The organism is Methylobacterium currus, assembly GCF_003058325.1.
Taxonomy (GTDB): domain Bacteria; phylum Pseudomonadota; class Alphaproteobacteria; order Rhizobiales; family Beijerinckiaceae; genus Methylobacterium; species Methylobacterium currus.
Genome location: NZ_CP028843.1, coordinates 2,671,291 through 2,695,025 on the forward strand (window position 1 = coordinate 2,671,291; position 23,735 = coordinate 2,695,025).

Consider the following 23,735-nt stretch of genomic DNA (forward strand, 5'->3'; position numbering starts at 1 on the left):
CGAGCCGAGCGATCAACTGGCCCATGCCCTGCGCATCGCCCGGCCTGTCGTCCACATCCGTATCGACGACGACCCGGCCAGCTGGAGGAAGGCGTGATGGCTTCATCCTTGCGATCTCCTGATGGTGACGCCGAGCGGCACTTCATGGAGACCTTGCGCACGCGCTACGAGCAGGCCGGCTTCGCCGTCCAGGTCGAGCCGGCGCCCGATCAGCTGCCTGACTTCATGGGAGGCTATCGGTCCGATGCCGTGGCCCGGACGCACGGACAGAACGTCGCCATCGATGTGAGGCGAGGGCCGGGCCCGTCCGAGCCGCCGCTGCCGGCCATCCGCCGGCTGTTCGACGGTCACCCCGACTGGCGTCTCCACGTCGCCTTCGTGGCGAGCGACCCGCTCCGGGCGATCACGGTCCCCCGGGCCGATCCAGCGAGGATCCGCGCACACGCCGCGGAGATCCAGGCGCTCTCCGCTGCGGGCCACCGTCAGCCCGCCTTCATCATGGCCTGGTCCCTGCTGGAGGCGGCGTTGCGGGCGTATAGCGAGGACGCCGACGGTGACCATTCACCCGGTACCGTCGTGCAAGCCCTGGCCACGAAGGGGGTGATCGAGCCGGAGACGGAGCGTGCCTTGAGATCCCTGATTGCGCTGCGGAACCGCATCGTGCACGGCGACCTCGCGGCCGATCCCAGGTCGGACGACGTCGCGCTCGTCCTCGCGGCGGTCGACGCGGCGTTGAGCGAGGAGCCATCCCACTCGTGACCCCGGACGATCTCGCCGGCACGCTCGATTTCCTGCAGCGCGCCGAAGCCCTCAAGAGCACCCTGCGGAGTGGCTACGCCGCCTCCGGCCGGCAGGAGAGCACGGCCGAGCATACCTGGCGGCTCTGCCTGATGGTGATGGTGCTGGCGGACGGCGTCGAGGGGATCGACGCGCTCAAGCTGTTCAAGATGTGCCTCGTCCATGACCTCGGCGAGGCGGTCGGCGGCGACATTCCGGCGACCGATCCCCGCGCGGCGGACAAGACCGCGCAGGAGCGGCGCGATCTCCAGGCCCTCACCGCGCCGCTGCCCCCGACGCGCCGGGACGAGATCCTGAGCTTGTGGGAGGAATACGAGGCCGGCACCTCGCCGGAAGCGATCCTTGCCAAGGGCTTCGACAAGCTGGAGACGATCCTCCAGCACAACCAGGGCCGCAACCCGCCGGGCTTCGACTACGCCTTCAACCTCGTCTACGGCGCCAAGCACACCGCCCGCCACCCGCTGACGGCGGCGATTCGGGCCGTGCTGGACGAGGGCACGCGGGCGCGCATGGCCGATCGCGTGGACTAGGGCGAGGCCTGCCCGTCCTATCCGGCGCGGGACGCGGTCGCCGCCGCCGCGAGGCCGACAGTCGGGCTGGTAAGGGGGCGGATGTCCTCGGGAAGCAGGGCGGCCGCACCGGCCATCGAGGCCTGCGCCAGGGCGACCTGCGTCGCTCCGTCTTCCCGCGCGGCGCCGGCGGCGCGGGCGACCAGCGTCCGGTAGCGGTCCGGGTCGCCCGCCTTGAACGCCTCCCAGGCCCCCGGGACCACCTGCACGCTCACCTCCGCGCCCGTGGCCCGCGCGGCCGCCTCGAAGAGGCGCCGGGTCGGCTCGACCGTCGTCGCGACGGCGCAGAGCACCACCACTCGGCCACCCTCCTTGACCGCCTCGGCGGCGAGCGCCGCATCGACCCGTAGGACCGGAACCGGAGCGTCGGGGGCTGCCTGCTCCGCGGCCGGTCCCAGGGTCGAGCAGGTCAGCAGGACCGCATCGGCCTCGGCGCACAGGCCGCGCAGGACCGCGACGGTCTCGGCCGCGATCTCGGGCGTGAGCCGCCCCGCGCGCTCGGCGGCGGCGAGCAGGTCGGCGCGCACGGTGTGGCGCAGGCTGACGCCGGTCAGTCCGGTCGCCCGCAAGGCCTCGTCGAAGACGGCCGCATTGCTGTCGATCGTGTGAAGGCAGGCGATGCGGGGCATGGGCGGCAATCCAGCGGCGGTCAGGCTGGTTTATCCGTCGGGGCCGGGGCGGCAAGGCTGAATCGATCGGCCGCGGAGCGCGGCCCGAGCGCGCTGGTTCGAGCCTGGCCTCTAGTAACATCCCCGGACCAGCCGGCGCCCATACGGATCGTCGACGCCGCGCGGGGGCGGGAAGCCGTAATAGCTCGGCTTGCCGATGCCGAAGGGCGAGCCGACATAGGTCGGATCGCCGAGCGCATTGGTGGGCACGAAGCCCTGGCCCGGCGGGCAGGCGGGACCTGCCCGTGTGGCCTGCGAGGCGTCGCTGTCGCCTCGGGGGAAGTAGCGCAGGGCTGGAGGAAGGACCGGGGCAGGCCGCGGCTGCGGCCAATAGCCGGGCTCCGGCATGTCGGCCGCTCCCGCCGGCCCTGCGAGGCCGAGGGCGATCAGGCCCGCAACCAGCCCCACGCCGTACCGCATCCGACCGCCCCCACATCTGGCTCCGGTGCAGAGCCTTGGCGGATCGTGGTTAACGCGACGTTTCCGTCAGGTCACGGCCTCGGTCCGGGCCTGGAGCACGCGCACGAGGTCGTCGGGCTTCACGCGCAGCTGCAGCCCGCGCTGGCCGCCATTCACGAAAATCTCCGGGTGGGCGAGGGCGGACGCGTCGACCAGGGTCGGCACCGCCCGCTTCTGCCCCAGCGGACTGATGCCGCCGACATGGTAGCCGGTCAGCCGCTCGGCATCGGCCGGGCGCATCATCGCGGCGGCCTTGCCCTTGAAGGCGGCGGCGAGCTTCTTCAGCGACACCTCCCGATCGGAGGGCACCAGCACGCAGACCGGCTTGCCGTCCACCGCGGCCATCAGGGTCTTGAACACCTCGTCCGGCGGCACACCGATCGCCTCCGCCGCCTGGAGGCCGATGCGGGTCGCCTCCGGGTCATACTCGTAGGCGTGGACACTGTGCGGGATGCCGGCGCGGGTGAGGGCTTGAGTGGCGCGGGTCGTCTTCGACATGGGGTTTGAGGCGGATGTCTCGGGGCGGTCAGGCGCCCGGCAGGCTCCGGGCGATCAGCCGGCCGATCTCGGCATGCAGGGCGTCGCGCGCGGCGGGCTCGGCCGGTGATCCGGTGAGATACACCGCCGCGAGGATCGGCGCACCGTCCGGCCGGTGAATCAGCGCCACCACGTTGGCGGTGCCGTTGTCGCCGGTGCCGGTCTTGTCCGCGGTCCGCCATCCCTCCGGCAGGCCGGCACGCACGCGCTTCAGGCCGGTCGGGCTGTCCTGCATCCAGCCGATCAGCCGGGCGCGCGATCTCGCCGACAGGGCCCGGCCGAGGAGGATGTTGTCCAGGAGGCCGACCATCGCCGCCGGGCTGGTGGTGTCGCGGACGTCGCCGGGGATCGCGGTGTTGAGCGTCGGCTCGGTGCGGTCGAGGCGGGTGACCATGTCGCCGTGGGCGCGCGCGAAGGCGGTGATCCCCGCCGGGCCGCCGAGCGTGTCGAGCATCAGGTTGGCGGCGGTGTTGTCGCTCCACACCACGGCGGCGGCGCAGAGCTCGGCGAGGGTCATGCCGGTCTCGACATGCTTGCCCGTGACCGGGGCATAGCTGAGGACGGCGTCGCTGCCGTAGGTGATCCGGCGGTTCAGGTCGTCCTGGCCTTCGTCGGCGCGGGCCAGCACCGCGGCGGCGGCGACCGCCTTGAAGGTGCTGCATAGCGGGAAGCGCTCGTCGGCCCGGTGACCGAAGCGGCGGCCGGTGGCGGTGTCGCGCACCTCGACGCCGAGCATGCCGCCGTCGCGCCGCTCCAGCTGCGCCAGCCGGGCCGCCGCATCCTCTGCCGCCGACGCGCTCCGACCGGCGCAGGCGGCGAGCGCCGCACCGATCAGCGCGGCGCGGCGGGTGAGGCCGGGCTGAAGAAGGGCGGGGTAAGACATGAGCGGGCTCCCTGCGCGCAATTCGTCAGGGTGCCCATGTGAGACCCAACCTTGGCGATATCGCGCTGAGGCCGTGACGGGATCGGGGCGCCCGTCCTGCCGTTTCACGGGAAACACTCTTAACGGAAAGTGTGTCCGGGAGCGGGGCGTGGCGCCCCTGGGCCTCAATGCGAGCGCGGCGTAGGCCCCTTGCGGTCCGGGTCATGGGTGTGGTGCCGGTCGTGCTCGCCGCCGCCCGAGACCTGGGAGCGGCTGTTCGATGGTGGCCGCGCCCGGGTTCGGACCGGCATGGGCGGTCGGGTCGGGCCGGTCGGGACGCCGGCGGCGGCTGCCAGGGCCGCCGTGACGGCGGTTGGCGGCGTCGGCCTTGTCCGAGGTGCTCATGGGGTTTCCGATCCTCGCTGCTCTCTCCTTGAGGCTCTAGTTTCGGGAACGCGACGATCCTTCGGATCACCGGTCATGCTGATAGCCCTGATTGCTGGTGTTGACCTTCCCGTTGCCGGCCTGGCCAACCTTGTCCGGGTCCTTGGTCCGGCCGGAGCCCTTCTGTCCGTTCTCGGTCGGCGCGCGCTCGGCGCTGCCGTGCCCCTGTCGGAGCGGCTGGCCGGCGGCACGGGAGGGGGTGACGCGGTCATGGCAATCGCCATGGACGGTCTGGCGAGGGGCGTCGTCGCCGGAGAGGGCGGACATCGCCGGGCCGCACCGGGCGTTCCTACGCGACCCGGCCGCCTCGGATACTTTGTCACAGTATAAGTATTTCAGGCGAACCGGTGGTGGCGGGCGGCGTTGGCCCGGGCAGCACATCTCTGCCCCCGACACCTGCTCAGACACTTGCCCACCACGCCAGGAAGGAGCCCCCGATGGCCGAGGACGCCCGTTCGCTGTACGTGACCGCGCTGAAGAACACCCACGCGCTCGAATTGCAGGCGCTCCAGATCATGGAGCGACAGGTCGAGCGTCTGGAGCGCTACCCCGACATGGAGGCGGCCCTGCGCCGCCACATCACCGAGACGCACGGCCAGCGCGACCGGCTCGACGAGGCCCTGGCGGCGATGTCCGAGAGCCCGTCGGCCCTCAAGGAGGGCGTGCTCGGCTTCATGGGCAACATGGCGGCGCTCGCCCATAGCCCGGCCCAGGACGAAATCCTGAAGAACGCCTTCGCCAACCGCGCCTTCGAGAATTACGAGGCGGCAGCCTACGACGCGTTGATCACGCTAGCCGAGGCCGCCGGCCAGGGTGCCCGGCTGCCGGCCTTCGAGATGTCGCTGAAGGAGGAGCTGGCGATGGCCCAGACGATGGCCGATCTCGTGCGCCCGACGACGCGCCGCTACCTCGAACTGACCCTCGGCGGCGGCAAGGCCGACCGATAGTCTTCAGAGTTTGAACAACCCGCCCCGGCCGGCGATCCGGCCGGGATCGGTGCCGGCGGCGCGCAAGGACGCCCACAGGGTGACGGCGATCGAATCGAAGACCGGGATGCCGAGCTCGGCCTCGAGGTCCACGGCCATCGCCGCCCCCGCCATGTTGGTGCAGACGATCGCCACCGCCTCCGCGCCCTCCGCGGCGACCGCCCGGGCCATGGCGGCGACCTCTTCCTCCTTCACCTCCGCGAAGGAGAAGTTGTCGGACAGCCCGCAATGGCGCTCGGCGCCACAGTCGAACCCGGCCGCGGCCCAATTCGCCTGGATCTTCGCCTGGACGTCGCCCGTATAGGGCGTGACGAGGCCCACGCGCCGGATCCCTGCGCGGGTGAAGGCCTCGCGAAAGCCCAGCACCGCGGTCGCCGCCGGGATGCCGGTGGTCTCGGTGATCCGGGCGCACAGGGCCTCGTCGCGGGCGAAACCCAGCCAGGCCGCCGAGGTGCCGTTCCAGGCGATCGCGTCCACCTTGGCGTCGGCGAGGAGCGCGGCCGCGTTCAGGATCGGCGCCTCGTCGAACTGCCCGAGCCCCGCCGCCGAGAGGGTGATCTCGGTGACGCGGAAGCGCGAGAAATGCGCGGTGATCTCCGGCACGTCGTGCAGCAGGTCGGCCGTCGCCGGCTCGAGCCGGGTGTTCGACGACGGGGTCAGCATCCCGAGCCGGGTCATCACGCCGCGACCTTCCGGCTCGATTCCTCGCGGATCAGCCCGAGGATCCGGCGCTTCATGTCGTTGAAGTCCGGGCTCGTCACGTCCCGCGGCCTGGCCAGATCGAAGGGGATGAACTCGCGGATGCGGCCCGGACGACGGCTCATCACGGCGATGCGGTTGCCGAGCACCAAGGCCTCGTCGACCGAGTGGGTGACGAACACCACCGTGGCGCCGACCCGCTGCCAGATCGTGACCAGCTCCTCCTGCATCTCGATCTTGGTCTGGGCGTCGAGCGCCGCGAAGGGCTCGTCCATCAGGATCACCGCCGGGTTCATCAGCAGCGCCCGGGCGATGCCGACCCGCTGGCTCATGCCGCCCGACAGCTCCGCCGGGTAGTGCCGCTCGAAGCCGGTGAGGCCGACGAGGTCGATATAGGTCTTGGCCCGCTCGTGCCGCTCACGTTTCGCCACGCCCATGAGCTTGAGGTGGAAGGCGACGTTGTCGATCACGGTCAGCCAGGGCATCAGCGTCGGCTGCTGGAACACCACGCCGCGATCGGCCCCGGGCCGCTCGACCCGCCTTCCCGCCACCCGGACCTCGCCGGCACTCGGGGCCTCGAAGCCCGCGATCATGTTGAGCAGGGTGGACTTGCCGCAGCCCGAGGGGCCGAGCAGGCAGACGAACTCGCCCGCCTCGATCGTGGCCCGGGTGCGGTCGACCGCCACGAGGTCGCGCCCGTCGCGGTCGCGAAACACTTTCTGGACGTCGGCGAGGTCGATCGCGCTCATGGGATTTTCCGCGGGCAAGGAGATCCGGGGCAAGGAGATCCGGGGCAAGGAGATCCGGGGCAAGGAGATCCGGGGCAAGGAGATCCGGGGCAAGGAGATCCGGGGGAAGGGAATCCGGGGGAGGGGGAGGGGCGGATCACCGCCCCTGCACCGTCGTTCCCTTCTGCCAGTGCAGCACCGACGCCATCAGCGCCTTGAGGCCGAGATCGGACAGATACCCGAGCAGGCCGATCGAGATCATCGCGGCGAGCACGATGTCGTAGCGCAGGAAGTAGTAGGAATCCCACAGCACGTAGCCGAGGCCGCTCTTCACCGCGACCATCTCGGCGGTCACCGTCAGCATCCAGGCCGAGCCGATCGCGATGCGGAGCCCGGAGAAGATCGACGGCAGGGCGGCCGGCAGCACGATGTCGGTGAGGAGCTGGCGCTCGGAGGCGCCCATCATCGCGCCGGCCCGGATCAGGTTGCGGTCGACCCCGCGCACGCCGTGGATGGTGTTCATCAGCACGGGGAAGAACGCCCCGAGGAAGACCAGGAAGATCGCCGGCTTGTCGGCGATGCCGAACCAGATGATGGCGAGCGGGATCCACGAGACCGGCGGGATCGGCCGCAGCATCTGCAGGGTCGGCTCGACGGTGCGTTCCACCAGCCGCCACCAGCCGATGGCGATTCCGAGGAGAATGGCCGAGACGGCCGCGATGGCGTAGCCGGCGGCGACCCGGGTCAGGCTCGCCAGCGCGTCGGGCACCCAATGGCCGGAATAGGTCTGGGTGCTCTCGTCGAGGCCGAGCAGCCAGTCCCCGAGGGCGTGCAGCACGGCGGTCGGGGCCGGCAGCAGGGCCGCCGGCAGGGCGCCGGAGCGGGCGAAGGCCTCCCAGCCGGCGACGAGGAGGAGCGGCAGGGCCGCCCGCTCGACGAAGGCGACGAGGCGCCGGGGGAGCCGGCGGGCGGGAGCCGCCGTCGCGGGGGTGAGCGGCGCGGTCTCAGTAACCGAGGCCATCGCGGGTCTTCTTGGTGGCGGTCTCCAGGAACGAGAAGTCCATGTGCTTCTCCACGTCGGCCGAGACGTCGCGGCTGATATACTTGAGGTCCCGCATCATCGCGGCGATCGCCAGGGTCTTGGCGCGGTGCATCCGGTAATCCGGCTCGGCGTTGGTGATCGCCGCGGCGGCGACCTCCTTCGACAGGCCGGTCTTCTGGTTGATGACGTCGACCCAGACGCCCTTGTCGGCCTTCAGCTTGTCCACCAGCGCCACGTCGGCATCGACCACCGCCTGCACGGCGGCGCGGTTCCGGGCGATCACGTCCGAGCGGGTGACGATGAGGTTGGTGAGGTTGCCGGCGGCCTGGTCGTAGGGCAGCACGAAATGCGCGGCGGCGCCCGCCATGCGGATCTGCGAGGCGAAGGGCTCGACCGAGCAGACCATGTCGATCTCGCCCCGCTGCATCGCCGCTAGGTGGTCGGACGGGTTCGGGATGTTGACGAACTGCACGTCCTTGTTCGGGTTGATGCCCTGCTTGAGGAAGGCGCCGCGCATGTGGATGTCCTGCGCGTTGCCGCGGGAGGCCGCGACCTTGAGCGGCGTGCCCGCCGCCTTCGCCTTCTCGATGGCGGCCTTGAACCCGGCCCAGTCGTCGGCCTTCAGGTTCAGCGCCTTGGACGACAGGCACTCCGAGCCGCCATTCACCTCGCCGGCCACCGCCACGATGTCGAAGCCTTTGTCGAGGGCGGTGACGTAGTGGAGATAGGTGACCTGCGCCACGTCGAGGCTCTTGGCGATCAGCGCCGTCAGCACGTCGTTGCCGGAATTGAAGCCGGTGGCGTCGATCGTCGCCCCTTTGGCGAAGCCCGGCAGCAGGGCGACCGGCAGGCAATGGGCGCATTTCGCATAGCCGACCTTCACCGGTGCCTCCTGCGCCGAAGCGGGCGAGAGGGACCCGGACGAGAAGGACCAGAGGGCGGCGGCCAGCAGGGGGCCGAGGTGGCGGCGCATGGTCGGTGACCTCGCTCGTGAGGGGCGCGCCGTCCGGGAGCCCGATCGGGCTTGTCCGGACGTCTCGAAGGGGCTGGCGGGGCTGCTCGCCACCGCCACGAGACCAGGGTGGGACGGGCTAGGGCCCGGCGCAACGCATTTTTCGTGCTCTGCATGCAATTGATGCCAAATGCCGAGGTAGGCAGCAGAATTGCCTGGAATTGATGCGCCCGCCGCCGGTCGGAGCGGCTATGGTCCGGACCGGCGCCGCGAGCGGCCGTGACGATGGAGAGGACACGATGGACCCGGTCCGGCGCCCGCGCGGGCGCCCGCGCAAGCCCGTGCTGCTGGACTCCGCCGGCCTCGGGCCCCGGCGCGGCCTGCACGATCAGGCGGCGGAGCGCCTGCGCGGGCTGATCGTCGACGGCACGCTGCCGGCCGGCGCCGCTCTGGTCGAGACCGAGCTGTCGGCGGCGCTTGGCATCTCCCGCACGCCGTTGCGCGAGGCGCTGAAGCTGCTCGCCGTCGAGGGTCTGGTGGAGCTGCGCCCCAACCGTTCGCCCCGGGTGGCGGAGCTGCGACCGGACGCCGTGACCGAACTGTTCGAGGCGATCGCCGCCATCGAGCGGGCAGCGGCGGAGCTGGCGTCCTCACGCATCACCCCGACGGAGCTGGAACGGCTGCGCCGCTACCAGTCCGAGATGGAGGCGCACCACGCCGCCGGGGATCTCGGCCCCTACTTCGCCCTCAACCAGCAGATCCACGCCCTGATCGTGGCTTCCGCCCGCAACGCCCCCTTGCGGGAAGCGCACGAGGCGCTGCACGCCCGGGCCGAGATCGCCCGCCGCCGCGCCCTCGACAGCCGGTCGCGCTGGGACGAGTCGGTCGCCGAGCACCGGGCGATCCTCGCTGCGCTCGAGGCCCGCGACGCCGCGGGCGCCGGCCGCCTCCTCGCCGACCATGTCGGCCATACCGGCACGGCCCTGCTGGCCGGCCTGACCCGGCCCGACGCCGCCTGACCCCAGAATGACCGCCGACAAGAGACCGCCGATGCGCCTGCTGCTCCTCAACCCCAATACCAGCCGCGACGTGACCGAGCTGATGCGCGCCACCGGCGCCGCGGTCGCCGCACCCGGCACCGAGATCCTCACCATGACGGCGCCCCGCGGCGTACCCTACATCGCGACGCGGGCCGAGGCGCAGATCGGCGGCGCCCTCGCCCTCGAGATGCTGGCCGAGGCGCCGCCGGTCGATGCCGCGATCCTCGCGGCCTTCGGCGATCCGGGCCTCTTCGGCGCCCGCGAATTGTTCGACTATCCGGTGATCGGCCTTGCGGAAGCCGCGATGCTCTCCGCCTGCCTGCTCGGCCGGCGCTTCGGCCTCGTCACCTTCGCCCGCGCCCTGGTGCCCTGGTACGAGGAATGCGTCGCCGCCCACGGCCTCCAGCCGCGTTGCGCCGGGGTGCGGGCGCTGGAGGGTCGCTTCTCCACCCTGTCCGGCGTCCAGGAGGAGAAGGAGGCCCAGCTGATCGACCTCGCCCATGCGGCGGTCGAGGAGGACGGCGCCGACGTGCTGATCTTCGCCGGCGCCCCCCTGACGGGCCTCGGCGCCCGGGTGCGCGACCGCTTAGCCGTGCCGGTGGTCGATCAGGTGGTGGCGGCGGTCAAGCTCGCCGAGGCCGTGGCGGCGCAGCGCCCCCGCAAGGCGACGACCGGGACCTTCCGGAGGCCGGACCCGAAGCCGAGCACCGGGCTGGCGCCGGCGCTGGCGGCGCGGCTCGGGCATGAGGAGTAGGTATTTCTGTGAGTGACACCACGACTAGGAAGTCGCGGGATCCCCTCTCCCGTGTGGGAGAGGGATAGGGGCGATCGGAGATCGCGCAGGGTGGCGACGATTCAGAATAGAACGTCACCGCCGGGCCGCCAGCACGACATGCTGCGCGTTACACTGAAGCGCGCCCTCACGCGGGATCTTCGATCCCCTAACCCCTCTCCCACACGGGAGAGGGGGACGTGCTTGACCGATCGATGTCGCGGCCGACCCGCGCTCAACCCCCGCTGCCCGCCTCGTCCTGGCAGCGGATCAGCTTCGTCGCGCCGGCCGCCCGGTCGGGCTCGGCCAGGCGGAACTCGCCCGTCTCGGGGTCGCGGATCCGCAATTGCCCGGTGGCGATGCCGAAATGCGCGCCGTGGAGCTGGAGCTTGCCGCGCTCCACCAGGATGCGCACGCAGGGGAACGTCATCAGGTTGCGCAGGCTGTTCGTCACCGTGGCGTATTCGAGCTGCTCCAGGTAGTCGGGCCCGCGCGGCTCGTCGCCGAGCGCTTCCGCCGCCGGGCGGATCAGCGAGACCCAGCGGCCGATGAAGTCGCCCGGCGAGAGCGGCGCCGCATCGTCCGCGAAGGCGCGCACGCCGCCGCAGCGGGCATGGCCCAGCACCACGATGTGCTTCACCTTGAGCGCCTGCACGGCGAATTCGAGCGCCGCCGAGGTGCCGTGATACTCGCCGCCGGTCTCGAAGGGCGGGACCAGGTTGGCGACGTTGCGCACCACGAACAATTCGCCCGGCCGCGCGTCGAAGATCACCTCCGGCGAGACCCGGCTGTCGCAGCAGCTGATGATCAGGATCTCGGGATTCTGCCCCTCGGCGAGGCTGGCATAGCGGTCCTGCTCGCGCACGAACCGGTCGTCGAGGAAGGCGCGGTAGCCTTCCGTCAGCGACGGGGGAAAGGGGGTCGCGTCGGCCATGGGTTCGCGCTCCTTGGGTCAAAGGTCTCCGGCAGGCTTTAAGCCGCGCCCGGGCCCCAGGACAACGTCACCGCCTCCGGCGTCTCGCCGGCGACGAGGCGCTTCGCCACATCGACGAGACCTTGCGGCTCGACCCGCTCATGGGTCGTGGCGAGTTCGTCGAGCGGCCACCAGCGGGTGCCGTAGACCGGGTTGTCCTCGGTCTCGGCGAGGCGGCTGGTGTCCACCCGATCGTCGGGCAGCCGCACCACGAAGTAGCGCTCGCGGGCGAAGCGCGGCTTGTTGAACAGCGTGAACGGCCCGTCGCAGCGGGCGACCTGGGGCCCGAGCGGCGCATCCCTGACGCCGATCTCCTCCTCCAGTTCGCGCCGGCAGGCTTCCTCGGGCGTCTCGCCGGGCTCGATGCCGCCGCCGGGCATGAACCAGAAGGTCCGATCCCCCGGCCGGCTCGGATCGACGTCGCGCGAGGCCTCGTAGGCGATCAGCAGGAGCCGGCCCTTCGGGTCGAGCACCAGGGCGCGGGCGATGTCGCGGGTCGCAAGATCAGTGGGAGCTTCGGTCATGCGGGTGCCTCGCTGTAGGGAAGCGTCCAGATCGCGGCCGGCAGGCCGTGGGCGTCGCGCTCCGGCGGATCGGGATAGGGCACCCCGCGCCCGTTGGCGATGGCCCGCGCGACAGTGAGCGCCGCCAGCGCATCGAGGAGGTCGTCGGGCTTGGCGCCGCGCGGGGTCGCGAGGTCGGCCGGCAGCCCGGCTTTCGCCAGAAGAGCGCGCCGCAGGGCCGCGCCGGCGGGCTTGCGCTTCGGCTCGGGCAGGGCTGCGCCGCCATTGAGGCACAGGAAGGCGAGTTCCGGATGCACCTCGTAGACCCGGGCCTGCAGGTCGGGCCGCGCCCGCAGCAGGCCGTCCGCCTCGCGAATGCGCGGAAAGATCGCGTTGGCGGGTGGGGACGGGGCGAAGGGCTGGGTCTCGGGCCGGCGCGACAGCGCGATGGCCGCCGTGTAATCCGCCGCGTAGACCACGCTGCGGGCCGAGGTCGGGAAGACCGAGGCGCGCCGCTTCCCGAGGAGGGCGCGGACCAGCACCTCCGCCGCCCGCCCGCCGGGACCGACCCGGTCCGGCAGGCCGATCGGGATGTCGACCGCCACGATTGCGGGGGCCTCCGGCGCGTCGCAGATCGCCGCGAGGCTCGGCAGCACCCGGGCGCGGATGGTGTCGGAGGCGCCGTCGCGCGGGGCGAAGACCGCGACCCAGCCGCCCGGGCACCCGTCCACGCCCGCGACCCACGTCATGCGCCGTTTCCCCGCTCGGAGCGAGGATTTAGGGCGGGAGCGGCAATGTCGAGGGCAGACCCCGCACGCGCTCTCCCGCCTCACAGGGTCATCCCGGGCTCCGCTCGCGCGGCCCCGGAATGATCGGAGGGGTGTCAGTGACTGTCAGCGAGAGGCGAAGACGCCCTCACGCCGCCTTGGCGTAGCGCGCCTCGGCGAGATCCTGATGCGCGATCTCCGGCGCCCGGCCGCCGATCAGGTCGGCCAGCAGCCGGCCCGAGCCGCAGGCCATGGTCCAGCCGAGCGTGCCGTGGCCAGTATTGGTGTAGAGGTTGGGATAGGCGGTCGCGCCGACGATCGGGGTGCCGTCCGGGGTCATCGGGCGCAGGCCCGTCCAGAACTTGGCTTGCGCGACGTCGCCGCCCTCCGGGAAGAGGTCGAGGACCGAGCGCTCCAGCGTCGCCCGGCGCGGGCCGCGCAAGGCTTGGCTGAAGCCGGCGAGCTCCGCCGTGCCGCCGACCCGGATGCGGTCGCCGAGCCGGGTGATCGCCACCTTGAAGGTCTCGTCCATCACGGTCGAGACCGGGGCGGCCTCCGCCTTCGTGATCGGCAGGGTCAGGGAGTAGCCCTTCACCGGATAGACCGGCAGCTCGATGCCGAGCGGCTTCACCATCGCCGGGGTGTAGCTGCCCATCGCGGCGACGTAGGCGTCCGCCGTCAGCACCTCGCCACCGGCGAGGCCCACACCCGCAATCCGGCCGCCTTCCTGGCGTAAGGAGGTGATGGTCGCGCCATACCGGATCGTCACGCCCATGCGCTCGCAGATCGCCGCTAGACGCTGCGTGAAGAGATGCGCGTCGCCGGTCTCGTCGCCCGGCAGGCGCAGGCCGCCCACGAAGGTGCCGGCGACCCGGGCGAGCGCCGGCTCGGCCGCGATGCAGCCCGCCGGGTCCAGCACCTCGTAGGGCACGCCGTACTCGTCGAGCACGCCGGTATCGTCGCCGACATGGTCCAGCTGCTTCTGGGTGCGGAAGAGCTGGAGCGTGCCCTTCTCGCGGTGATCGTAGGTGATGCCGGTCTCAAGGCGCAGGTCGCGCAGCACGTCGCGGCTGTACTCGGCGAGCCGCACCATCCGGCCCTTGTTGCGGCGATAGGCGTCCTCGGTGCAGTTCGCCAGCATCCGGGCGAGCCAGCCGTAGAGCTTGGGCTCCAGGCTCGGCCACAGCACCAGCGGCCGGTGGCGCATCATCAGCCACTTCATCGCCTTGACGGGGATGCCGGGGGCGGCCCAGGGCGCCGAGTAGCCGGGCGAGACCTGGCCGGCATTGGCGAAGCTGGTCTCGAGGCCGGCACCCGGCTGGCGGTCCAGCACCGTGACCTCGTGGCCGGCCTTCGCGAGGTAATAGGCCGAGGTGACGCCGACCACGCCGCCGCCGAGGATCAGAACGCGCATCGCCGCAAAACCTTCTCGTCGCGCCCCTCTCCTGATGCCCGACCCGGCGCCCGATCGAGGCCCTTAGTGTCGCGCAAGGATCGCCGAATTTCCCGCCGGATCGGCGCAGGACGTGCGAGACTATGATACGACACGCACTAATCTGCGACGGAACGACAGGAGATTGCGCAGTGGCCGGGCGGGACGAGATCGACGCGCGCATCCTGCGCGTCCTGCGCGACGACGGGCGCATCAGCAACGCGGATCTCGCCGCCAGGGTCGGCCTGTCGCCCTCGGCCTGCCTGCGCCGGCTGCGCCTGCTGGAAGCGAACGGGACCATCCGCGGCTACACCGCCCTGATCGAGGCTGACGAGCGCGAGCATCACATGGTGGTGCTGACCCAGATCACCCTGGAGCGGCAGACGGAGGAATCGCTCAACCGCTTCGAGGCGGCGGTGCGCCGCTGCCCGGAGGTGCGCGACTGCTACCTGATGACCGGCCTGTCCGATTACCTGATGCGGATCGAGGTGTCGGATGCGGGCGATTACGAGCGCCTGCACAAGGAGGTGCTGTCGCGCCTGCCGGGGGTGGCGCGGATCCAGTCGAGCTTCGCGATCCGGACGGTGGTAGGGCGGGGGTAGGTTTAACAAAATCTCAAAATGAGATATTTGCGAGGTGGCGGCTCGGCTTGCTCTCCCCAGCGCGACGGTGCGAGACGGAGTAGCCGATCCGCGTTCGCAAAGTCTCCGAACCGGTGGTCGCTGGCACAATGCGTGTCATCTCGAACAGGAGCCTTCCGGATTTTGCGGCGATCCATCCGGCAGCTGCAAAGCCACTCCAGGCATGGCGCAAGATCATCGAGGCGAATGCATTTTCTAATTATGCAGACTTGAAAGCGGTGTTCAACGCCACTGATCGCGTAGGGGCATATTACATATTTGACATCGGCGATAATAAGTACAGGATCATTGCGTCGATCCATCTCAACACACAAAAATTATTCGTGCGGCATGTGTTCACGCATAAGGAGTACGATGCATGGGATGCCTGACGTTGAGCCGCGACGACGTCGCCACGCTCACCCACCATTTCGAGGTCATCACCCAGCGAATCCCGCTGCATCCGATCGGCGACGAAGCGCAGTACGAGACGGCGATTGCCGCGATGAACGGCCTCGTCGACGCCGGTGCGGGTGACGAAGCACATCCCCTAGGCCCGCTCCTCGGCCTCCTGGGCGAGTTCATCGCCGACTACGAGAAAGTCGAGTTCCGCCGGTCCGATGCACAGCCGGCCGAGGTGATACGCCTGCTGATGGAGCAGCACGGCCTCAAGCAGGGCGACCTGCCCGATATTGGCAGTCAGGGCGTCGTCTCGGAGCTGCTGAGCGGCAAGCGCGAGCTTAACAGGAACCAGATCGCCCGCCTGTCGGAGCGCTTCGGCGTCAGCCCGGCGACGTTCTTCTGAGCACGCGAGTCACGCGAAATACGCTGGCCACTGCGCCCGGATCTCGTCTCCGAGCGCGATCGACTTCGAGAGGTGATCGCGCAGGGCCTCCTGTGCCGCCTCCGCCGTGCCCTCGGCCAGCGCCGCCACGATCCTCCGGTGATCGGCCACGATCTGCTGCGCCTTGCCCTCCACCGGCAGGTGCAGGCGGCGCAGGCGGTCGATATGGCCGCTGCGACGGCGGATCAGGTCCCAGAGGTCGGGCACGTCCGCCGCCTCGCACAGGGCGCGGTGGAAGGCCTCGTCGCTGGCCGAGAGGCGGGCGAGGTCGCCCTGCTCGGCGAAGATCCCCTGCTCGGTCACGAAGGCCTGGAGCCGCGCGATCAGGGCCCGGTCGGGCGAGAGCGCCAGGGTGCGCACCACCTCCTGCTCGACGGCGCGGCGCAGGAACTGCGCCTGGCGGGCGGCCGTGAGGTCGATGCGGCTCACCACGGTCGCCGATTGCGGGAAGATGTCGACCAGACCTTCCTCCTGGAGGCGGAGCAGCGCGTCGCGGATCGGGGTGGCGCTCAAGCCGAAGCTCGCCTGCAATTCGGGACGCGACAGCACCGTGCCGGGCGCGAGATCGAGCGAGACGATCTTTTCCCGGATCAGGTCGAAGACCTGCGGGGCGGCGTGGCGCGAGCGGTCGCGCAGACGCTGCGCACCGGCGAAGACGGCGTTCATGGCGGTCGAACTCGGCGATCAAACTCTGGCAACGACGCGGCCCCGCCGGGGCGGTGCCGCGGGCAGCCTAGCACGGCCCGTTCTGGGTTGACATACTAATGCATTACCATTTTAGTGAGGAGACCAGACCGGCGCTCGATAACGAGCCGGCACGTGCCGCTCCGACGCGGCTCCGGGAGAACGCTCATGATCCACTCGCCCGCGCGCCGCGCCTTCGCGGCGGGCCTTCTCGCTGCCAGCGCGCTCCTGGCCGGACCCGGTCCGGCCTCCGCGCAGCAGAAGAGCGAGATCGCGATCACGCGCCAGCCCGGCATCATCTACCTGCCGACCCATATCATCGAGAAGCAGGGGCTGATCGAGAAGCATGCCGAGAAGCTTGGGCTGGCCGGCGTCAAGACGAAGTGGATCACCTTCTCGGGCGGCGGCAGCCAGACCGATGCGCTGCTCGCCGGCGGGGTCGACATCGTCAATACCGGCACCGGTAACCTGCTGCTGCTCTGGGACCGCACGCGGGGCGGGGTGAAGGGCATCGTCGCCACCTCGGCGCTGCCGCTGCTGCTGATCAGCCGCGACCCGAAGATCAAGACGATCAAGGACATCGCCCCCGGCGACAAGATCGCGGTGCCGACCGTGAAGGTCTCGACGCAGGCGATCCTGCTGCAGATGGCGGCGGGCGAGGCTTACGGCGCCGACCAGTCCGGCCGGTTCGACGCCAACACGGTGCAGCTCGGCCATCCCGACGCGGCGATCGCGCTCGCCAATCCCACCCACGAGATCAAGACCCACTTCGCCGCGCCGCCGTTCCAGTATGTCGAGCTGCGCAACGTCCCGGGCGCCCACATCGTCGCCCGCTCGCCCGACATCATCGGCGGACCGCTGACGCAAGGCCAGTTCTTCACCACCACCAAGTTCGCTGACGCCAACCCGAAGATCATCCAGGCGGTGCGCTCGGCGTCGGAGGAGGCGCAAGCCTTCATCCGCCAGGACACCCGCCGTGCGGTCGAGATCTACCGCGAGGTGACCGGCGACAAGACCAGCGTCGAGGACCTGCTGAGCTACCTGGGTGAGCCCGGCATGATGGAGTTCAACCTCCAGCCCCAGGGCACGATGCGCTTCGCCGAGCATCTTTCCCGGATCGGCACCCTGCGCAACAAGCCGAAGGCCTGGACCGATTACTACCTGCCGGTCGCCCACGACCTGAGCGGCAGCTGACGCGACCTCGCCGAGAAGGGACACGCCATCATGACCGCGCTCCTCGACGTCCGCGGCGTCACCTTGCGCTACAAGACGCCCAACGTGCTCGTCACCGCGACCGAGCGCGTCAGCTTCAAGGTCGATACCTCCGACCGCTTCGTGCTGCTCGGGCCCTCGGGCTGCGGCAAGTCCACCCTGCTCAAGGCGGTGGGCGGCTACCTGCACCCGAGCGAGGGCGAGATCCGCATCAAGGACCGGGTGGTCAAGGAGCCCGGCGCCGACCGGATGATGGTGTTCCAGGAGTTCGACCAGCTCCTGCCCTGGAAGACGGTGCTGGAGAACGTGATGTTCCCGCTCCTCAACGCCCGCAAGATGCCCCGCCGCGAGGCGGAGGAGCGGGCGAAGGCCTATATCGAGAAGGTCAGCCTGACGCGGGCCATCGACAGCTACCCCCACACCCTCTCGGGCGGCATGAAGCAGCGCGTGGCGATCGCCCGCGGCATGGCGATGGAGCCCGACATCCTGCTGATGGACGAGCCCTTCGCGGCCCTCGACGCGCTGACCCGGCGCACCTGCCAGGACGAGCTGCTCCAGCTCTGGGAGGAGACGAAGTTCACGGTGCTCTTCGTCACCCACTCGATCGCCGAGGCGATCAAGATCGGCAACCGCATCCTGCTGCTCTCGCCCCATCCGGGCCGGGTCAAGGCCGAGGTGCGCGACGTCGACAAGGTCTCGGCGCAGGACGGCAGCGCCGGCCAGCTCGAGCAGCAGATCCACGACCTGCTGTTCACCGACGAGCCCGCCCATCACCATTGAGCGTCGAGCGCGAGAGGCAACCATGAGCGCCACCATGCCGGCCCGCATCATCATGAGCGATGCGGCTCCCGCCGCCGACGGCGCGGTCGAGCGCCAGCTCGGCACCGCCGAGATCCTGTGGAACAGCGGCTTCGTCCGCAAGACCGCGATCATCATCGTGCTGGCGCTGATCTGGGAGATCTACGCCCGCTTCCTCGACAACCCGCTGCTGTTCCCGACCTTCTCCGACACCGTCACGACGCTCTACCAGCAGACCCTCGACGGCACGATCCCGAACCGCGCCTTCTCGTCGATCAAGGTGCTGCTGATGGGCTACGCCGCCGGCATCCTGCTCGCCGCCACGCTCACCATGCTGGCGATCTCGACCCGCATCGGCACCGACTTCCTCGAGACGATGACGGCGATGTTCAACCCGCTGCCGGCGATCGCGCTCCTGCCGCTGGCGCTGATCTGGTTCGGCCTCGGCAATGGCAGCCTGGTCTTCGTGCTGGTCCACTCGGTGCTGTGGGCGGTGGCGCTCAACACTCATTCGGGCTTCCGCGGCGTCTCGAACACGCTCCGGATGGTCGGGCGCAATTACGGCCTGAAAGGCATCCCCTACGTCACCAAGATCCTGATCCCGGCGGCGTTCCCGAGCATCCTGACGGGTCTCAAGATCGGCTGGGCCTTCGCCTGGCGCACCCTCATCGCGGCGGAGCTGGTCTTCGGCGTGTCGTCGGGGGCCGGGGGCCTCGGCTGGTTCATCTTCGAGAACCGCAACCTCCTCGACATCCCGGCCGTCTTCGCGGGTCTCCTCACCGTCATCATCATCGGCCTCGTGGTCGAGAACCTGATCTTCCGCACGCTGGAGCGGCGGACGGTGCAGAAATGGGGCTTGCAGCACTGACGAAGGCGGGGGAGGCACGCCCATGACGTCGCTCACGACACCGTCCAGACGCAGCGTCGCGGCGGGCCTCGCCGCCGCCCTCTTGAGCCCCGCCCTCGGGCGGGCGCAGGGCAAGAGCGAGATCTCGGTCTCGCGAGCCTACGGCCTGATCTACATGGTGACCCACGTCATCGAGAAGCGCCGCCTGATCGAGTCGCATGCGGCACGGCTCGGGGTGCCGGACCTCAAGGTGAACTGGGTCAATTTCGGCGGCGGCGGTGCGCAGACCGACGCGCTCCTCGCCGGCGGGGTCGACATCGTCAACAGCGGCATCGGCAACCTGCTGCTGCTGTGGGACCGCACCCGCGGCGGGGTGAAGGGCATCGTCGGCACCGCCGGCCAGCCGCTGCTCCTCGTCACCCGCGATCCCCGGATCAAGGGGCTGGCCGATTTCGGGCCGGGCGACAAGATCGCGGTGCCGACCGTACGGGTCTCGACGCACGCGGTCGTGCTGCAGATGGCGGCGGCCCAGGCCTTCGGGCCGGAGAACTGGGCACGGCTCGATCCCTATACGGTGCAGATGAGCCCGCCCGACGGCGCGGTGGCGCTCGCCAACCCGCAGCACGAGGTGAGGACGCACTTCTCCGCCCCGCCCTACGACCAGATCGAGCTCAAGACCGTGCCGGGTGCCCGGGTCATCCTGTCCTCCACCGACGTGGTCGGTGGGCCGCTCGCTCAGGCGCAGTTCTTCACCACCACCCGCTTCGCGCAAGCCAACCCGGCTTTGGTCGAGGCCCTGAAGGCCGCGACGCAGGAGGCGATCGCCTTCATCCGGTCCGACACGCCCGCGGCGGTCGAGATCTATCGCGAGGTCAACCGGGACAAGACGCCGGCCGACGAGCTTCTCGCCCTGCTGCGGCTGCCCCACATGCTCGACTTCATCGCCGCGCCGCAAGGCACCATGACGATCGCCCGGCACCTGCACCGGATCGGCACCATCAAGACGATGCCGAAGGCCTGGACCGACTTCTACCTTCCGGTCGCACACGACCTGCCGGGGAATTGACGCGCCGCGCCGCCCCTGACCTGTACGAGGAGTTTCCACCATGGCCCGCGACCCGCTCACCCCGCCCGAACTCGAGGCAGGCAGCATTCCGGACGGCCCGCAGGTCGTGCGCCGCGAACCCGCGTCGTTGCGCTCGGCGCGCTGGTTCGGGCCGGCGGATTTGCGCTCCTTCGGGCACCGCTCGCGGGCGATGCAGATGGGCTACGCGCCCGAGGAATGGACCGGCAAGCCGGTCATCGCGATCCTCAACACCTGGTCCGATCTCCAGCCCTGCCACGCCCACTTCAAGCACCGCGTCGACGACGTGAAGCGCGGCATCCTGATGGCGGGGGGCTTCCCGGTCGAATTGCCGGCGATCTCGGTCTCCGAGAGCTTCGTCAAGCCGACCACCATGCTCTACCGCAACATGCTGGCGATGGAGACCGAGGAGCTGTTGCGCTCGCATCCGGTCGACGGCGCGGTGCTGATGGGCGGCTGCGACAAGTCCACGCCGGGCCTGCTGCTCGGCGCCACCAGCATGAACCTGCCGGCGATCTACATTCCCGCGGGGCCGATGCTGCGCGGCAACTGGCAGGGCAAGGTGCTGGGCTCCGGCTCCGACAGCTGGAAGTACTGGGACGAGCTGCGCGCCGGCAAGATCACCGACCAGGACTGGCTCGGGATCGAGGGCGGCATCGCCCGCTCCTACGGCACCTGCATGACCATGGGCACCGCCTCGACCATGACGGCGATCGCGGAGGCCGTCGGCATGGTGCTGCCCGGCGGCTCGTCGATCCCGGCGGCGGATGCCGGCCATATCCGGCTGTGCTCGGAATCCGGCCGGCGCATCGTCGACATGGTGTGGGAGGACCTGACGCCGCAGCGGATCCAGACCCGCGAGGCCTACGAGAACGCCATCGCGGTCGCGATGGCGATGGGCTGCTCGACCAACGCCATCATCCACCTGATCGCCATGGCGCGCCGGGCCGGCCACGCCATCGGCCTCGACGATTTCGAGCGCTACAGCCGCAAGGTGCCGGTGATCGGCAATGTCCGCCCCAGCGGCAACGCCTACCTGATGGAGGATTTCTTCTACGCCGGCGGCATCCGCGCGCTGATGAACGAGATCCGCGAGCACCTGCATCTCGACTGCCTGACGGTGAGCGGACAGACCCTCGGCGAGGCGATCCAAGGCGCCAAGGTCTACAACGCCGACGTGATCCGGCCGCTGTCGAACCCGGTCTACGGCCAGGGCTCGCTGGCGGTGCTGAAGGGCAACCTCGCGCCGAGCGGCTGCGTCATCAAGCCGGCGGCGATGGACCAGCGCTTCCTCAAGCATTCCGGCCCGGCGCTGGTCTTCGACGATTATCCGTCGCTGAAGAGCGCGATCGACGACGAGAATCTCGACGTCACCGCCGACCACGTGCTGGTCCTGCGCAATGCCGGGCCGCAGGGCGGGCCGGGGATGCCCGAATGGGGCATGCTGCCGATGCCGAAGAAGCTGCTGAAAGAGGGCCACCGCGACATGCTGCGCTTGTCGGATGCGCGGATGAGCGGCACCAGCTACGGCGCCTGCGTGCTCCACGTCGCGCCCGAATCCTTCGTCGGCGGGCCGCTGGCGCTCCTGCGCACCGGCGACATCGTCAGCATCGACGTCGAGGCGCGCGCGATCCGCATGGAAGTGTCGGACGAGGAGCTGGAACGCCGCCGCGCCGCCTGGACCCCGCCGGCGCCCCGCTACGAGCGCGGCTACGGCGTGATGTTCTCCCGCCACATCCAGCAGGCGGACGAGGGCTGCGACTTCGACTTCCTGCGCACCGAGTACGGCGCCCCGGTGCCCGAGCCGGCGATCTACTGATACGGCTCCGGACGAGATTCGTCCGGAGCCCCCATGATCCGCTCGACCATGATCCGCTCGACCATGACCCGCCCGAAGGGCACCGCCGCCGCGATCGGCCGCTCGCTGCGGATCTATCGCGGCGCGGAGGCGCCGAAAGCCGCCATGGACGCCCTCTATCGCCGCTTCGTGCGGCCGGGCGACCTGGTCTTCGATATCGGTGCTCATGTGGGCGACCGGGTGGCCTCCTTCCGCCGTCTCGGCGCCCGGGTCGTGGCCTTGGAGCCGCAGCCGGGGCCGGCCCGGGCGCTGCGCCTGCTCCATGGCCGCGACCCGGACGTGACCCTGGTCGCCGCGGCGGTGAGTGACGCCCCCGGCGAGGTGTTGCTGCACCTCAACTCGGCCAATCCCACCGTCTCCTCGGCCTCCGCGGATTTCGTCGCGGGGGCGGCGGGCGCGCCGGGCTGGGAGGGGCAGGTCTGGGACCGGCGGATCACGGTGCCTGCCACCACTCTCGACCACTTGGTGGCCGGGCACGGTCGCCCGGCCTTCGTGAAGATCGACGTCGAGGGGTTCGAGGACAGGGTGCTGGCGGGCCTCTCGGCTCCGCTCCCCGCCCTGTCCTTCGAGTTCACCACCATCGCGCGGGACAGCGCGCTGCGTTGCCTCGACCGGCTCGCAGGCCTCGGCCCCTACGGGTTCGACGTCGCGCTCGGCGAGAGCCAGGCGCTCGGATTCGGGCGGTTCGTCGGCCAGGAGGAGATGGCGGCGCATCTCATGGGGCTGCCGATGGCTGCGAATTCCGGGGATGTCTACGCGGTGCTGCGAGCGTGAGCGGCCCCAGCGGCCAAGCCGCTGAGCAAGCGTTTACGCCTTTCGCGCAACGCTCGAGGGCGGTGGTCCATGGGGGGCGGCATGAGCGGACAGATCGGGGTCGGTTTGGCGACCGTACTGGGCATGCTGTGGCTCGGCGGGGCCGCCTGTGCCGGTTCACCCGTCACCCGGGACCGGATGCAGCATGATCTCGACGTGATGACGCGCCACGATCTGTGCGCGCGGGACGATGCGGGCCTGAAGCGGCTCCACCACGATCTGTCGAAACCCTCCGCCGCGACAAGGGTGAGCGCGAAACGATGAGCGGCGGGACGGATGCCGGCCCATGGCCGGCACCGTTCGCGTGAGCGGGCCGCTCAATCGGCCGAGCGCACGATCTTGGTGATGGCGAGCGGCGGCCGGCCGGACTTTTCCGCGATGTCGCGGTCCTGCTCCTCGATCACCTGGCGGACGGCGGTGTCGACGTCGTGCTCGAGGGTGGCAGTGCGGGGAACCCGCCGGTTGGAGCGGCGCGAGCCGTCCTCGTAGTAGACGTCGAACAGGACGAAGCCCGTATCCTGCACCTTCGGCTTCTGCTTGGAACGCAGCATGGTCGTTGACTCTTCTTGGCGGCGGAGCACATGGCATGACAGCGCGGCCTGAAAAAGCCACGCTGCGTGCGGCCCGCGCCGCGAGGGGGAGGATCGATCAGGTGATGGCGGTCCTTCGGGCGCCCGGTCGGGGCCCGCCTCGGAGGGGCAGGCGCGCGACGCGAGCGTGGATATGGGCCCGAACGCCGCCGAA

29 protein-coding genes and 1 pseudogene are annotated in these 23,735 nt (G+C 70.3%); 15 read left to right on the top strand and 15 right to left on the bottom strand.

What is annotated here, in order from left to right; genetic code table 11:
- Positions 1-96 precede the first annotated feature (96 nt).
- Together DA075_RS12660 and DA075_RS12665 are read left to right on the top strand one after the other, a co-directional pair.
- Positions 97-759 carry a HepT-like ribonuclease domain-containing protein gene (locus DA075_RS12660; protein ID WP_099953539.1) on the top strand — a complete coding sequence of 221 codons (663 nt, stop codon included), beginning with the start codon at positions 97-99 and terminating at the stop codon, positions 757-759.
- Entirely contained in the window at positions 756-1,328 is a 573-nt protein-coding gene (locus DA075_RS12665; protein WP_099953540.1) for an HD domain-containing protein, read from the top strand. The genes DA075_RS12660 and DA075_RS12665 overlap by 4 nt, the downstream gene beginning before the upstream one ends.
- A gap of 17 nt (positions 1,329-1,345) precedes the next feature.
- Here DA075_RS12665 and DA075_RS12670 read toward each other — a convergent pair whose 3' ends face one another.
- From DA075_RS12670 to DA075_RS12695, 5 genes and pseudogenes are all read right to left on the bottom strand, one after another.
- Positions 1,346-1,996 carry an aspartate/glutamate racemase family protein gene (locus tag DA075_RS12670; protein WP_099953541.1) on the bottom strand — a complete coding sequence of 217 codons (651 nt, stop codon included), beginning with the start codon at positions 1,994-1,996 and terminating at the stop codon, positions 1,346-1,348.
- A gap of 111 nt (positions 1,997-2,107) precedes the next feature.
- Positions 2,108-2,455 carry a hypothetical protein gene (locus tag DA075_RS12675; RefSeq protein ID WP_099953542.1) on the bottom strand — a complete coding sequence of 116 codons (348 nt, stop codon included), beginning with the start codon at positions 2,453-2,455 and terminating at the stop codon, positions 2,108-2,110.
- 66 nt (positions 2,456-2,521) lie between these two features.
- On the bottom strand, positions 2,522-2,992 hold the full coding sequence (ybaK, locus tag DA075_RS12680) for a Cys-tRNA(Pro) deacylase (protein ID WP_099953543.1): 471 nt from the start codon (positions 2,990-2,992) through the stop codon (positions 2,522-2,524).
- 28 nt (positions 2,993-3,020) lie between these two features.
- Positions 3,021-3,914, bottom strand: coding sequence for a class A beta-lactamase (gene bla / locus DA075_RS12685; RefSeq protein WP_099953544.1), 894 nt, complete (start codon positions 3,912-3,914; stop codon positions 3,021-3,023).
- Between the two features lie 450 nt (positions 3,915-4,364).
- Positions 4,365-4,549, bottom strand: a pseudogene (locus DA075_RS12695) (hypothetical protein).
- A 225-nt stretch (positions 4,550-4,774) separates the two neighbouring features.
- Here DA075_RS12695 and DA075_RS12700 point away from each other — a divergent pair.
- Positions 4,775-5,284 carry a ferritin-like domain-containing protein gene (locus DA075_RS12700; protein WP_099953545.1) on the top strand — a complete coding sequence of 170 codons (510 nt, stop codon included), beginning with the start codon at positions 4,775-4,777 and terminating at the stop codon, positions 5,282-5,284.
- 3 nt (positions 5,285-5,287) lie between these two features.
- Here the strand turns inward: DA075_RS12700 and DA075_RS12705 are convergent, their stop codons facing one another.
- The 4 genes from DA075_RS12705 to DA075_RS12720 form a co-directional block, all read right to left on the bottom strand.
- Complete coding sequence (locus tag DA075_RS12705) at positions 5,288-6,001, bottom strand: maleate cis-trans isomerase family protein (protein ID WP_099953546.1); 714 nt, start codon at positions 5,999-6,001, stop codon at positions 5,288-5,290.
- Positions 6,001-6,771: an ABC transporter ATP-binding protein gene (locus DA075_RS12710; protein ID WP_099953547.1), complete on the bottom strand. Its 771-nt coding sequence runs from the start codon at positions 6,769-6,771 to the stop codon at positions 6,001-6,003. Before DA075_RS12710 ends, DA075_RS12705 begins: the two co-directional genes overlap by 1 nt.
- 136 nt (positions 6,772-6,907) lie before the next feature.
- Positions 6,908-7,771 (bottom strand): ABC transporter permease, encoded by an 864-nt coding sequence (locus DA075_RS12715; RefSeq protein ID WP_099953548.1) that lies wholly within the window; start codon positions 7,769-7,771, stop codon positions 6,908-6,910.
- Positions 7,755-8,765 carry an ABC transporter substrate-binding protein gene (locus DA075_RS12720; protein WP_099953549.1) on the bottom strand — a complete coding sequence of 337 codons (1,011 nt, stop codon included), beginning with the start codon at positions 8,763-8,765 and terminating at the stop codon, positions 7,755-7,757. Before DA075_RS12720 ends, DA075_RS12715 begins: the two co-directional genes overlap by 17 nt.
- 278 nt (positions 8,766-9,043) lie before the next feature.
- On the opposite strand from DA075_RS12720, the gene DA075_RS12725 reads away from it, so the two are divergent.
- Entirely contained in the window at positions 9,044-9,763 is a 720-nt protein-coding gene (locus tag DA075_RS12725; RefSeq protein ID WP_099956565.1) for a GntR family transcriptional regulator, read from the top strand.
- A 31-nt stretch (positions 9,764-9,794) separates the two neighbouring features.
- Positions 9,795-10,538 carry an aspartate/glutamate racemase family protein gene (locus DA075_RS12730; RefSeq protein WP_099956566.1) on the top strand — a complete coding sequence of 248 codons (744 nt, stop codon included), beginning with the start codon at positions 9,795-9,797 and terminating at the stop codon, positions 10,536-10,538.
- Positions 10,539-10,791: 253 nt separating this feature from the next.
- On the opposite strand, the gene DA075_RS12735 is transcribed toward DA075_RS12730, so the two are convergent.
- From DA075_RS12735 to DA075_RS12750, 4 genes are all read right to left on the bottom strand, one after another.
- The gene (locus DA075_RS12735; protein WP_099953550.1) at positions 10,792-11,490 is read right to left on the bottom strand and encodes a carbonic anhydrase; all 699 of its coding nucleotides are present in this window, start codon (positions 11,488-11,490) and stop codon (positions 10,792-10,794) included.
- A 38-nt stretch (positions 11,491-11,528) separates the two neighbouring features.
- Entirely contained in the window at positions 11,529-12,053 is a 525-nt protein-coding gene (locus tag DA075_RS12740; RefSeq protein ID WP_099953551.1) for an NUDIX hydrolase, read from the bottom strand.
- Positions 12,050-12,781, bottom strand: a complete 732-nt coding sequence (locus tag DA075_RS12745; protein WP_099953552.1) for a DUF429 domain-containing protein — start codon at positions 12,779-12,781, stop codon at positions 12,050-12,052. The genes DA075_RS12740 and DA075_RS12745 overlap by 4 nt, the downstream gene beginning before the upstream one ends.
- A 166-nt stretch (positions 12,782-12,947) precedes the next feature.
- Positions 12,948-14,213: a D-amino acid dehydrogenase gene (locus tag DA075_RS12750; protein WP_099953553.1), complete on the bottom strand. Its 1,266-nt coding sequence runs from the start codon at positions 14,211-14,213 to the stop codon at positions 12,948-12,950.
- A 170-nt stretch (positions 14,214-14,383) separates the two neighbouring features.
- On the opposite strand from DA075_RS12750, the gene DA075_RS12755 reads away from it, so the two are divergent.
- The 3 genes from DA075_RS12755 (at position 14,384) to DA075_RS12765 (ending at position 15,656) form a co-directional block, all read left to right on the top strand.
- Positions 14,384-14,833, top strand: a complete 450-nt coding sequence (locus DA075_RS12755) for an Lrp/AsnC family transcriptional regulator (RefSeq protein WP_232388426.1) — start codon at positions 14,384-14,386, stop codon at positions 14,831-14,833.
- A 128-nt stretch (positions 14,834-14,961) separates the two neighbouring features.
- Positions 14,962-15,243, top strand: coding sequence for a type II toxin-antitoxin system HigB family toxin (locus DA075_RS12760; RefSeq protein WP_099953555.1), 282 nt, complete (start codon positions 14,962-14,964; stop codon positions 15,241-15,243).
- Positions 15,244-15,245: 2 nt separating this feature from the next.
- A complete protein-coding gene (locus DA075_RS12765) occupies positions 15,246-15,656 on the top strand; it encodes a helix-turn-helix domain-containing protein (RefSeq protein WP_210207035.1) in 411 nt (136 codons plus the stop codon).
- A gap of 9 nt (positions 15,657-15,665) precedes the next feature.
- Here the strand turns inward: DA075_RS12765 and DA075_RS12770 are convergent, their stop codons facing one another.
- Positions 15,666-16,361 (bottom strand): GntR family transcriptional regulator, encoded by a 696-nt coding sequence (locus tag DA075_RS12770; RefSeq protein ID WP_099953557.1) that lies wholly within the window; start codon positions 16,359-16,361, stop codon positions 15,666-15,668.
- Positions 16,362-16,547: 186 nt separating this feature from the next.
- Here DA075_RS12770 and DA075_RS12775 point away from each other — a divergent pair, with 186 nt between their 5' ends.
- The 7 genes from DA075_RS12775 (at position 16,548) to DA075_RS12805 (ending at position 23,255) form a co-directional block, all read left to right on the top strand.
- A complete protein-coding gene (locus DA075_RS12775; protein ID WP_099953558.1) occupies positions 16,548-17,573 on the top strand; it encodes an ABC transporter substrate-binding protein in 1,026 nt (341 codons plus the stop codon).
- 30 nt (positions 17,574-17,603) lie between these two features.
- A complete protein-coding gene (locus DA075_RS12780) occupies positions 17,604-18,371 on the top strand; it encodes an ABC transporter ATP-binding protein (protein ID WP_099953559.1) in 768 nt (255 codons plus the stop codon).
- Between the two features lie 34 nt (positions 18,372-18,405).
- Positions 18,406-19,257, top strand: a complete 852-nt coding sequence (locus tag DA075_RS12785; RefSeq protein ID WP_099956567.1) for an ABC transporter permease — start codon at positions 18,406-18,408, stop codon at positions 19,255-19,257.
- A 22-nt stretch (positions 19,258-19,279) separates the two neighbouring features.
- Positions 19,280-20,302: an ABC transporter substrate-binding protein gene (locus tag DA075_RS12790; protein WP_099953560.1), complete on the top strand. Its 1,023-nt coding sequence runs from the start codon at positions 19,280-19,282 to the stop codon at positions 20,300-20,302.
- A gap of 40 nt (positions 20,303-20,342) precedes the next feature.
- Complete coding sequence (gene araD / locus DA075_RS12795; RefSeq protein ID WP_099953561.1) at positions 20,343-22,139, top strand: L-arabinonate dehydratase; 1,797 nt, start codon at positions 20,343-20,345, stop codon at positions 22,137-22,139.
- 33 nt (positions 22,140-22,172) lie between these two features.
- Positions 22,173-22,952 carry an FkbM family methyltransferase gene (locus DA075_RS12800; protein ID WP_244936569.1) on the top strand — a complete coding sequence of 260 codons (780 nt, stop codon included), beginning with the start codon at positions 22,173-22,175 and terminating at the stop codon, positions 22,950-22,952.
- An 81-nt stretch (positions 22,953-23,033) separates the two neighbouring features.
- Positions 23,034-23,255: a hypothetical protein gene (locus DA075_RS12805; protein ID WP_123834275.1), complete on the top strand. Its 222-nt coding sequence runs from the start codon at positions 23,034-23,036 to the stop codon at positions 23,253-23,255.
- Positions 23,256-23,308: 53 nt separating this feature from the next.
- Here the strand turns inward: DA075_RS12805 and DA075_RS12810 are convergent, their stop codons facing one another.
- A complete protein-coding gene (locus tag DA075_RS12810; protein WP_048451744.1) occupies positions 23,309-23,542 on the bottom strand; it encodes a hypothetical protein in 234 nt (77 codons plus the stop codon).
- Positions 23,543-23,735 lie beyond the last annotated feature (193 nt).

What these genes read in the sequence shown, in the direction of transcription:
- DA075_RS12660 (WP_099953539.1), top strand. Translation starts at nt 97, where the DNA reads ATGGCTTCATCCTTGCGATCTCCTGATGGTGACGCCGAGCGGCACTTC.
- DA075_RS12670 (WP_099953541.1), bottom strand. Translation starts at nt 1,996, where the DNA reads ATGCCCCGCATCGCCTGCCTTCACACGATCGACAGCAATGCGGCCGTC.
- DA075_RS12675 (WP_099953542.1), bottom strand. Translation starts at nt 2,455, where the DNA reads ATGCGGTACGGCGTGGGGCTGGTTGCGGGCCTGATCGCCCTCGGCCTC.
- ybaK (WP_099953543.1), bottom strand. Translation starts at nt 2,992, where the DNA reads ATGTCGAAGACGACCCGCGCCACTCAAGCCCTCACCCGCGCCGGCATC.
- bla (WP_099953544.1), bottom strand. Translation starts at nt 3,914, where the DNA reads ATGTCTTACCCCGCCCTTCTTCAGCCCGGCCTCACCCGCCGCGCCGCG.
- DA075_RS12700 (WP_099953545.1), top strand. Translation starts at nt 4,775, where the DNA reads ATGGCCGAGGACGCCCGTTCGCTGTACGTGACCGCGCTGAAGAACACC.
- DA075_RS12705 (WP_099953546.1), bottom strand. Translation starts at nt 6,001, where the DNA reads ATGACCCGGCTCGGGATGCTGACCCCGTCGTCGAACACCCGGCTCGAG.
- DA075_RS12710 (WP_099953547.1), bottom strand. Translation starts at nt 6,771, where the DNA reads ATGAGCGCGATCGACCTCGCCGACGTCCAGAAAGTGTTTCGCGACCGC.
- DA075_RS12715 (WP_099953548.1), bottom strand. Translation starts at nt 7,771, where the DNA reads ATGGCCTCGGTTACTGAGACCGCGCCGCTCACCCCCGCGACGGCGGCT.
- DA075_RS12720 (WP_099953549.1), bottom strand. Translation starts at nt 8,765, where the DNA reads ATGCGCCGCCACCTCGGCCCCCTGCTGGCCGCCGCCCTCTGGTCCTTC.
- DA075_RS12725 (WP_099956565.1), top strand. Translation starts at nt 9,044, where the DNA reads ATGGACCCGGTCCGGCGCCCGCGCGGGCGCCCGCGCAAGCCCGTGCTG.
- DA075_RS12730 (WP_099956566.1), top strand. Translation starts at nt 9,795, where the DNA reads ATGCGCCTGCTGCTCCTCAACCCCAATACCAGCCGCGACGTGACCGAG.
- DA075_RS12735 (WP_099953550.1), bottom strand. Translation starts at nt 11,490, where the DNA reads ATGGCCGACGCGACCCCCTTTCCCCCGTCGCTGACGGAAGGCTACCGC.
- DA075_RS12740 (WP_099953551.1), bottom strand. Translation starts at nt 12,053, where the DNA reads ATGACCGAAGCTCCCACTGATCTTGCGACCCGCGACATCGCCCGCGCC.
- DA075_RS12745 (WP_099953552.1), bottom strand. Translation starts at nt 12,781, where the DNA reads ATGACGTGGGTCGCGGGCGTGGACGGGTGCCCGGGCGGCTGGGTCGCG.
- DA075_RS12750 (WP_099953553.1), bottom strand. Translation starts at nt 14,213, where the DNA reads ATGCGCGTTCTGATCCTCGGCGGCGGCGTGGTCGGCGTCACCTCGGCC.
- DA075_RS12760 (WP_099953555.1), top strand. Translation starts at nt 14,962, where the DNA reads ATGCGTGTCATCTCGAACAGGAGCCTTCCGGATTTTGCGGCGATCCAT.
- DA075_RS12770 (WP_099953557.1), bottom strand. Translation starts at nt 16,361, where the DNA reads ATGAACGCCGTCTTCGCCGGTGCGCAGCGTCTGCGCGACCGCTCGCGC.
- DA075_RS12775 (WP_099953558.1), top strand. Translation starts at nt 16,548, where the DNA reads ATGATCCACTCGCCCGCGCGCCGCGCCTTCGCGGCGGGCCTTCTCGCT.
- DA075_RS12780 (WP_099953559.1), top strand. Translation starts at nt 17,604, where the DNA reads ATGACCGCGCTCCTCGACGTCCGCGGCGTCACCTTGCGCTACAAGACG.
- DA075_RS12785 (WP_099956567.1), top strand. Translation starts at nt 18,406, where the DNA reads ATGCCGGCCCGCATCATCATGAGCGATGCGGCTCCCGCCGCCGACGGC.
- DA075_RS12790 (WP_099953560.1), top strand. Translation starts at nt 19,280, where the DNA reads ATGACGTCGCTCACGACACCGTCCAGACGCAGCGTCGCGGCGGGCCTC.
- araD (WP_099953561.1), top strand. Translation starts at nt 20,343, where the DNA reads ATGGCCCGCGACCCGCTCACCCCGCCCGAACTCGAGGCAGGCAGCATT.
- DA075_RS12800 (WP_244936569.1), top strand. Translation starts at nt 22,173, where the DNA reads ATGATCCGCTCGACCATGATCCGCTCGACCATGACCCGCCCGAAGGGC.
- DA075_RS12805 (WP_123834275.1), top strand. Translation starts at nt 23,034, where the DNA reads ATGAGCGGACAGATCGGGGTCGGTTTGGCGACCGTACTGGGCATGCTG.
- DA075_RS12810 (WP_048451744.1), bottom strand. Translation starts at nt 23,542, where the DNA reads ATGCTGCGTTCCAAGCAGAAGCCGAAGGTGCAGGATACGGGCTTCGTC.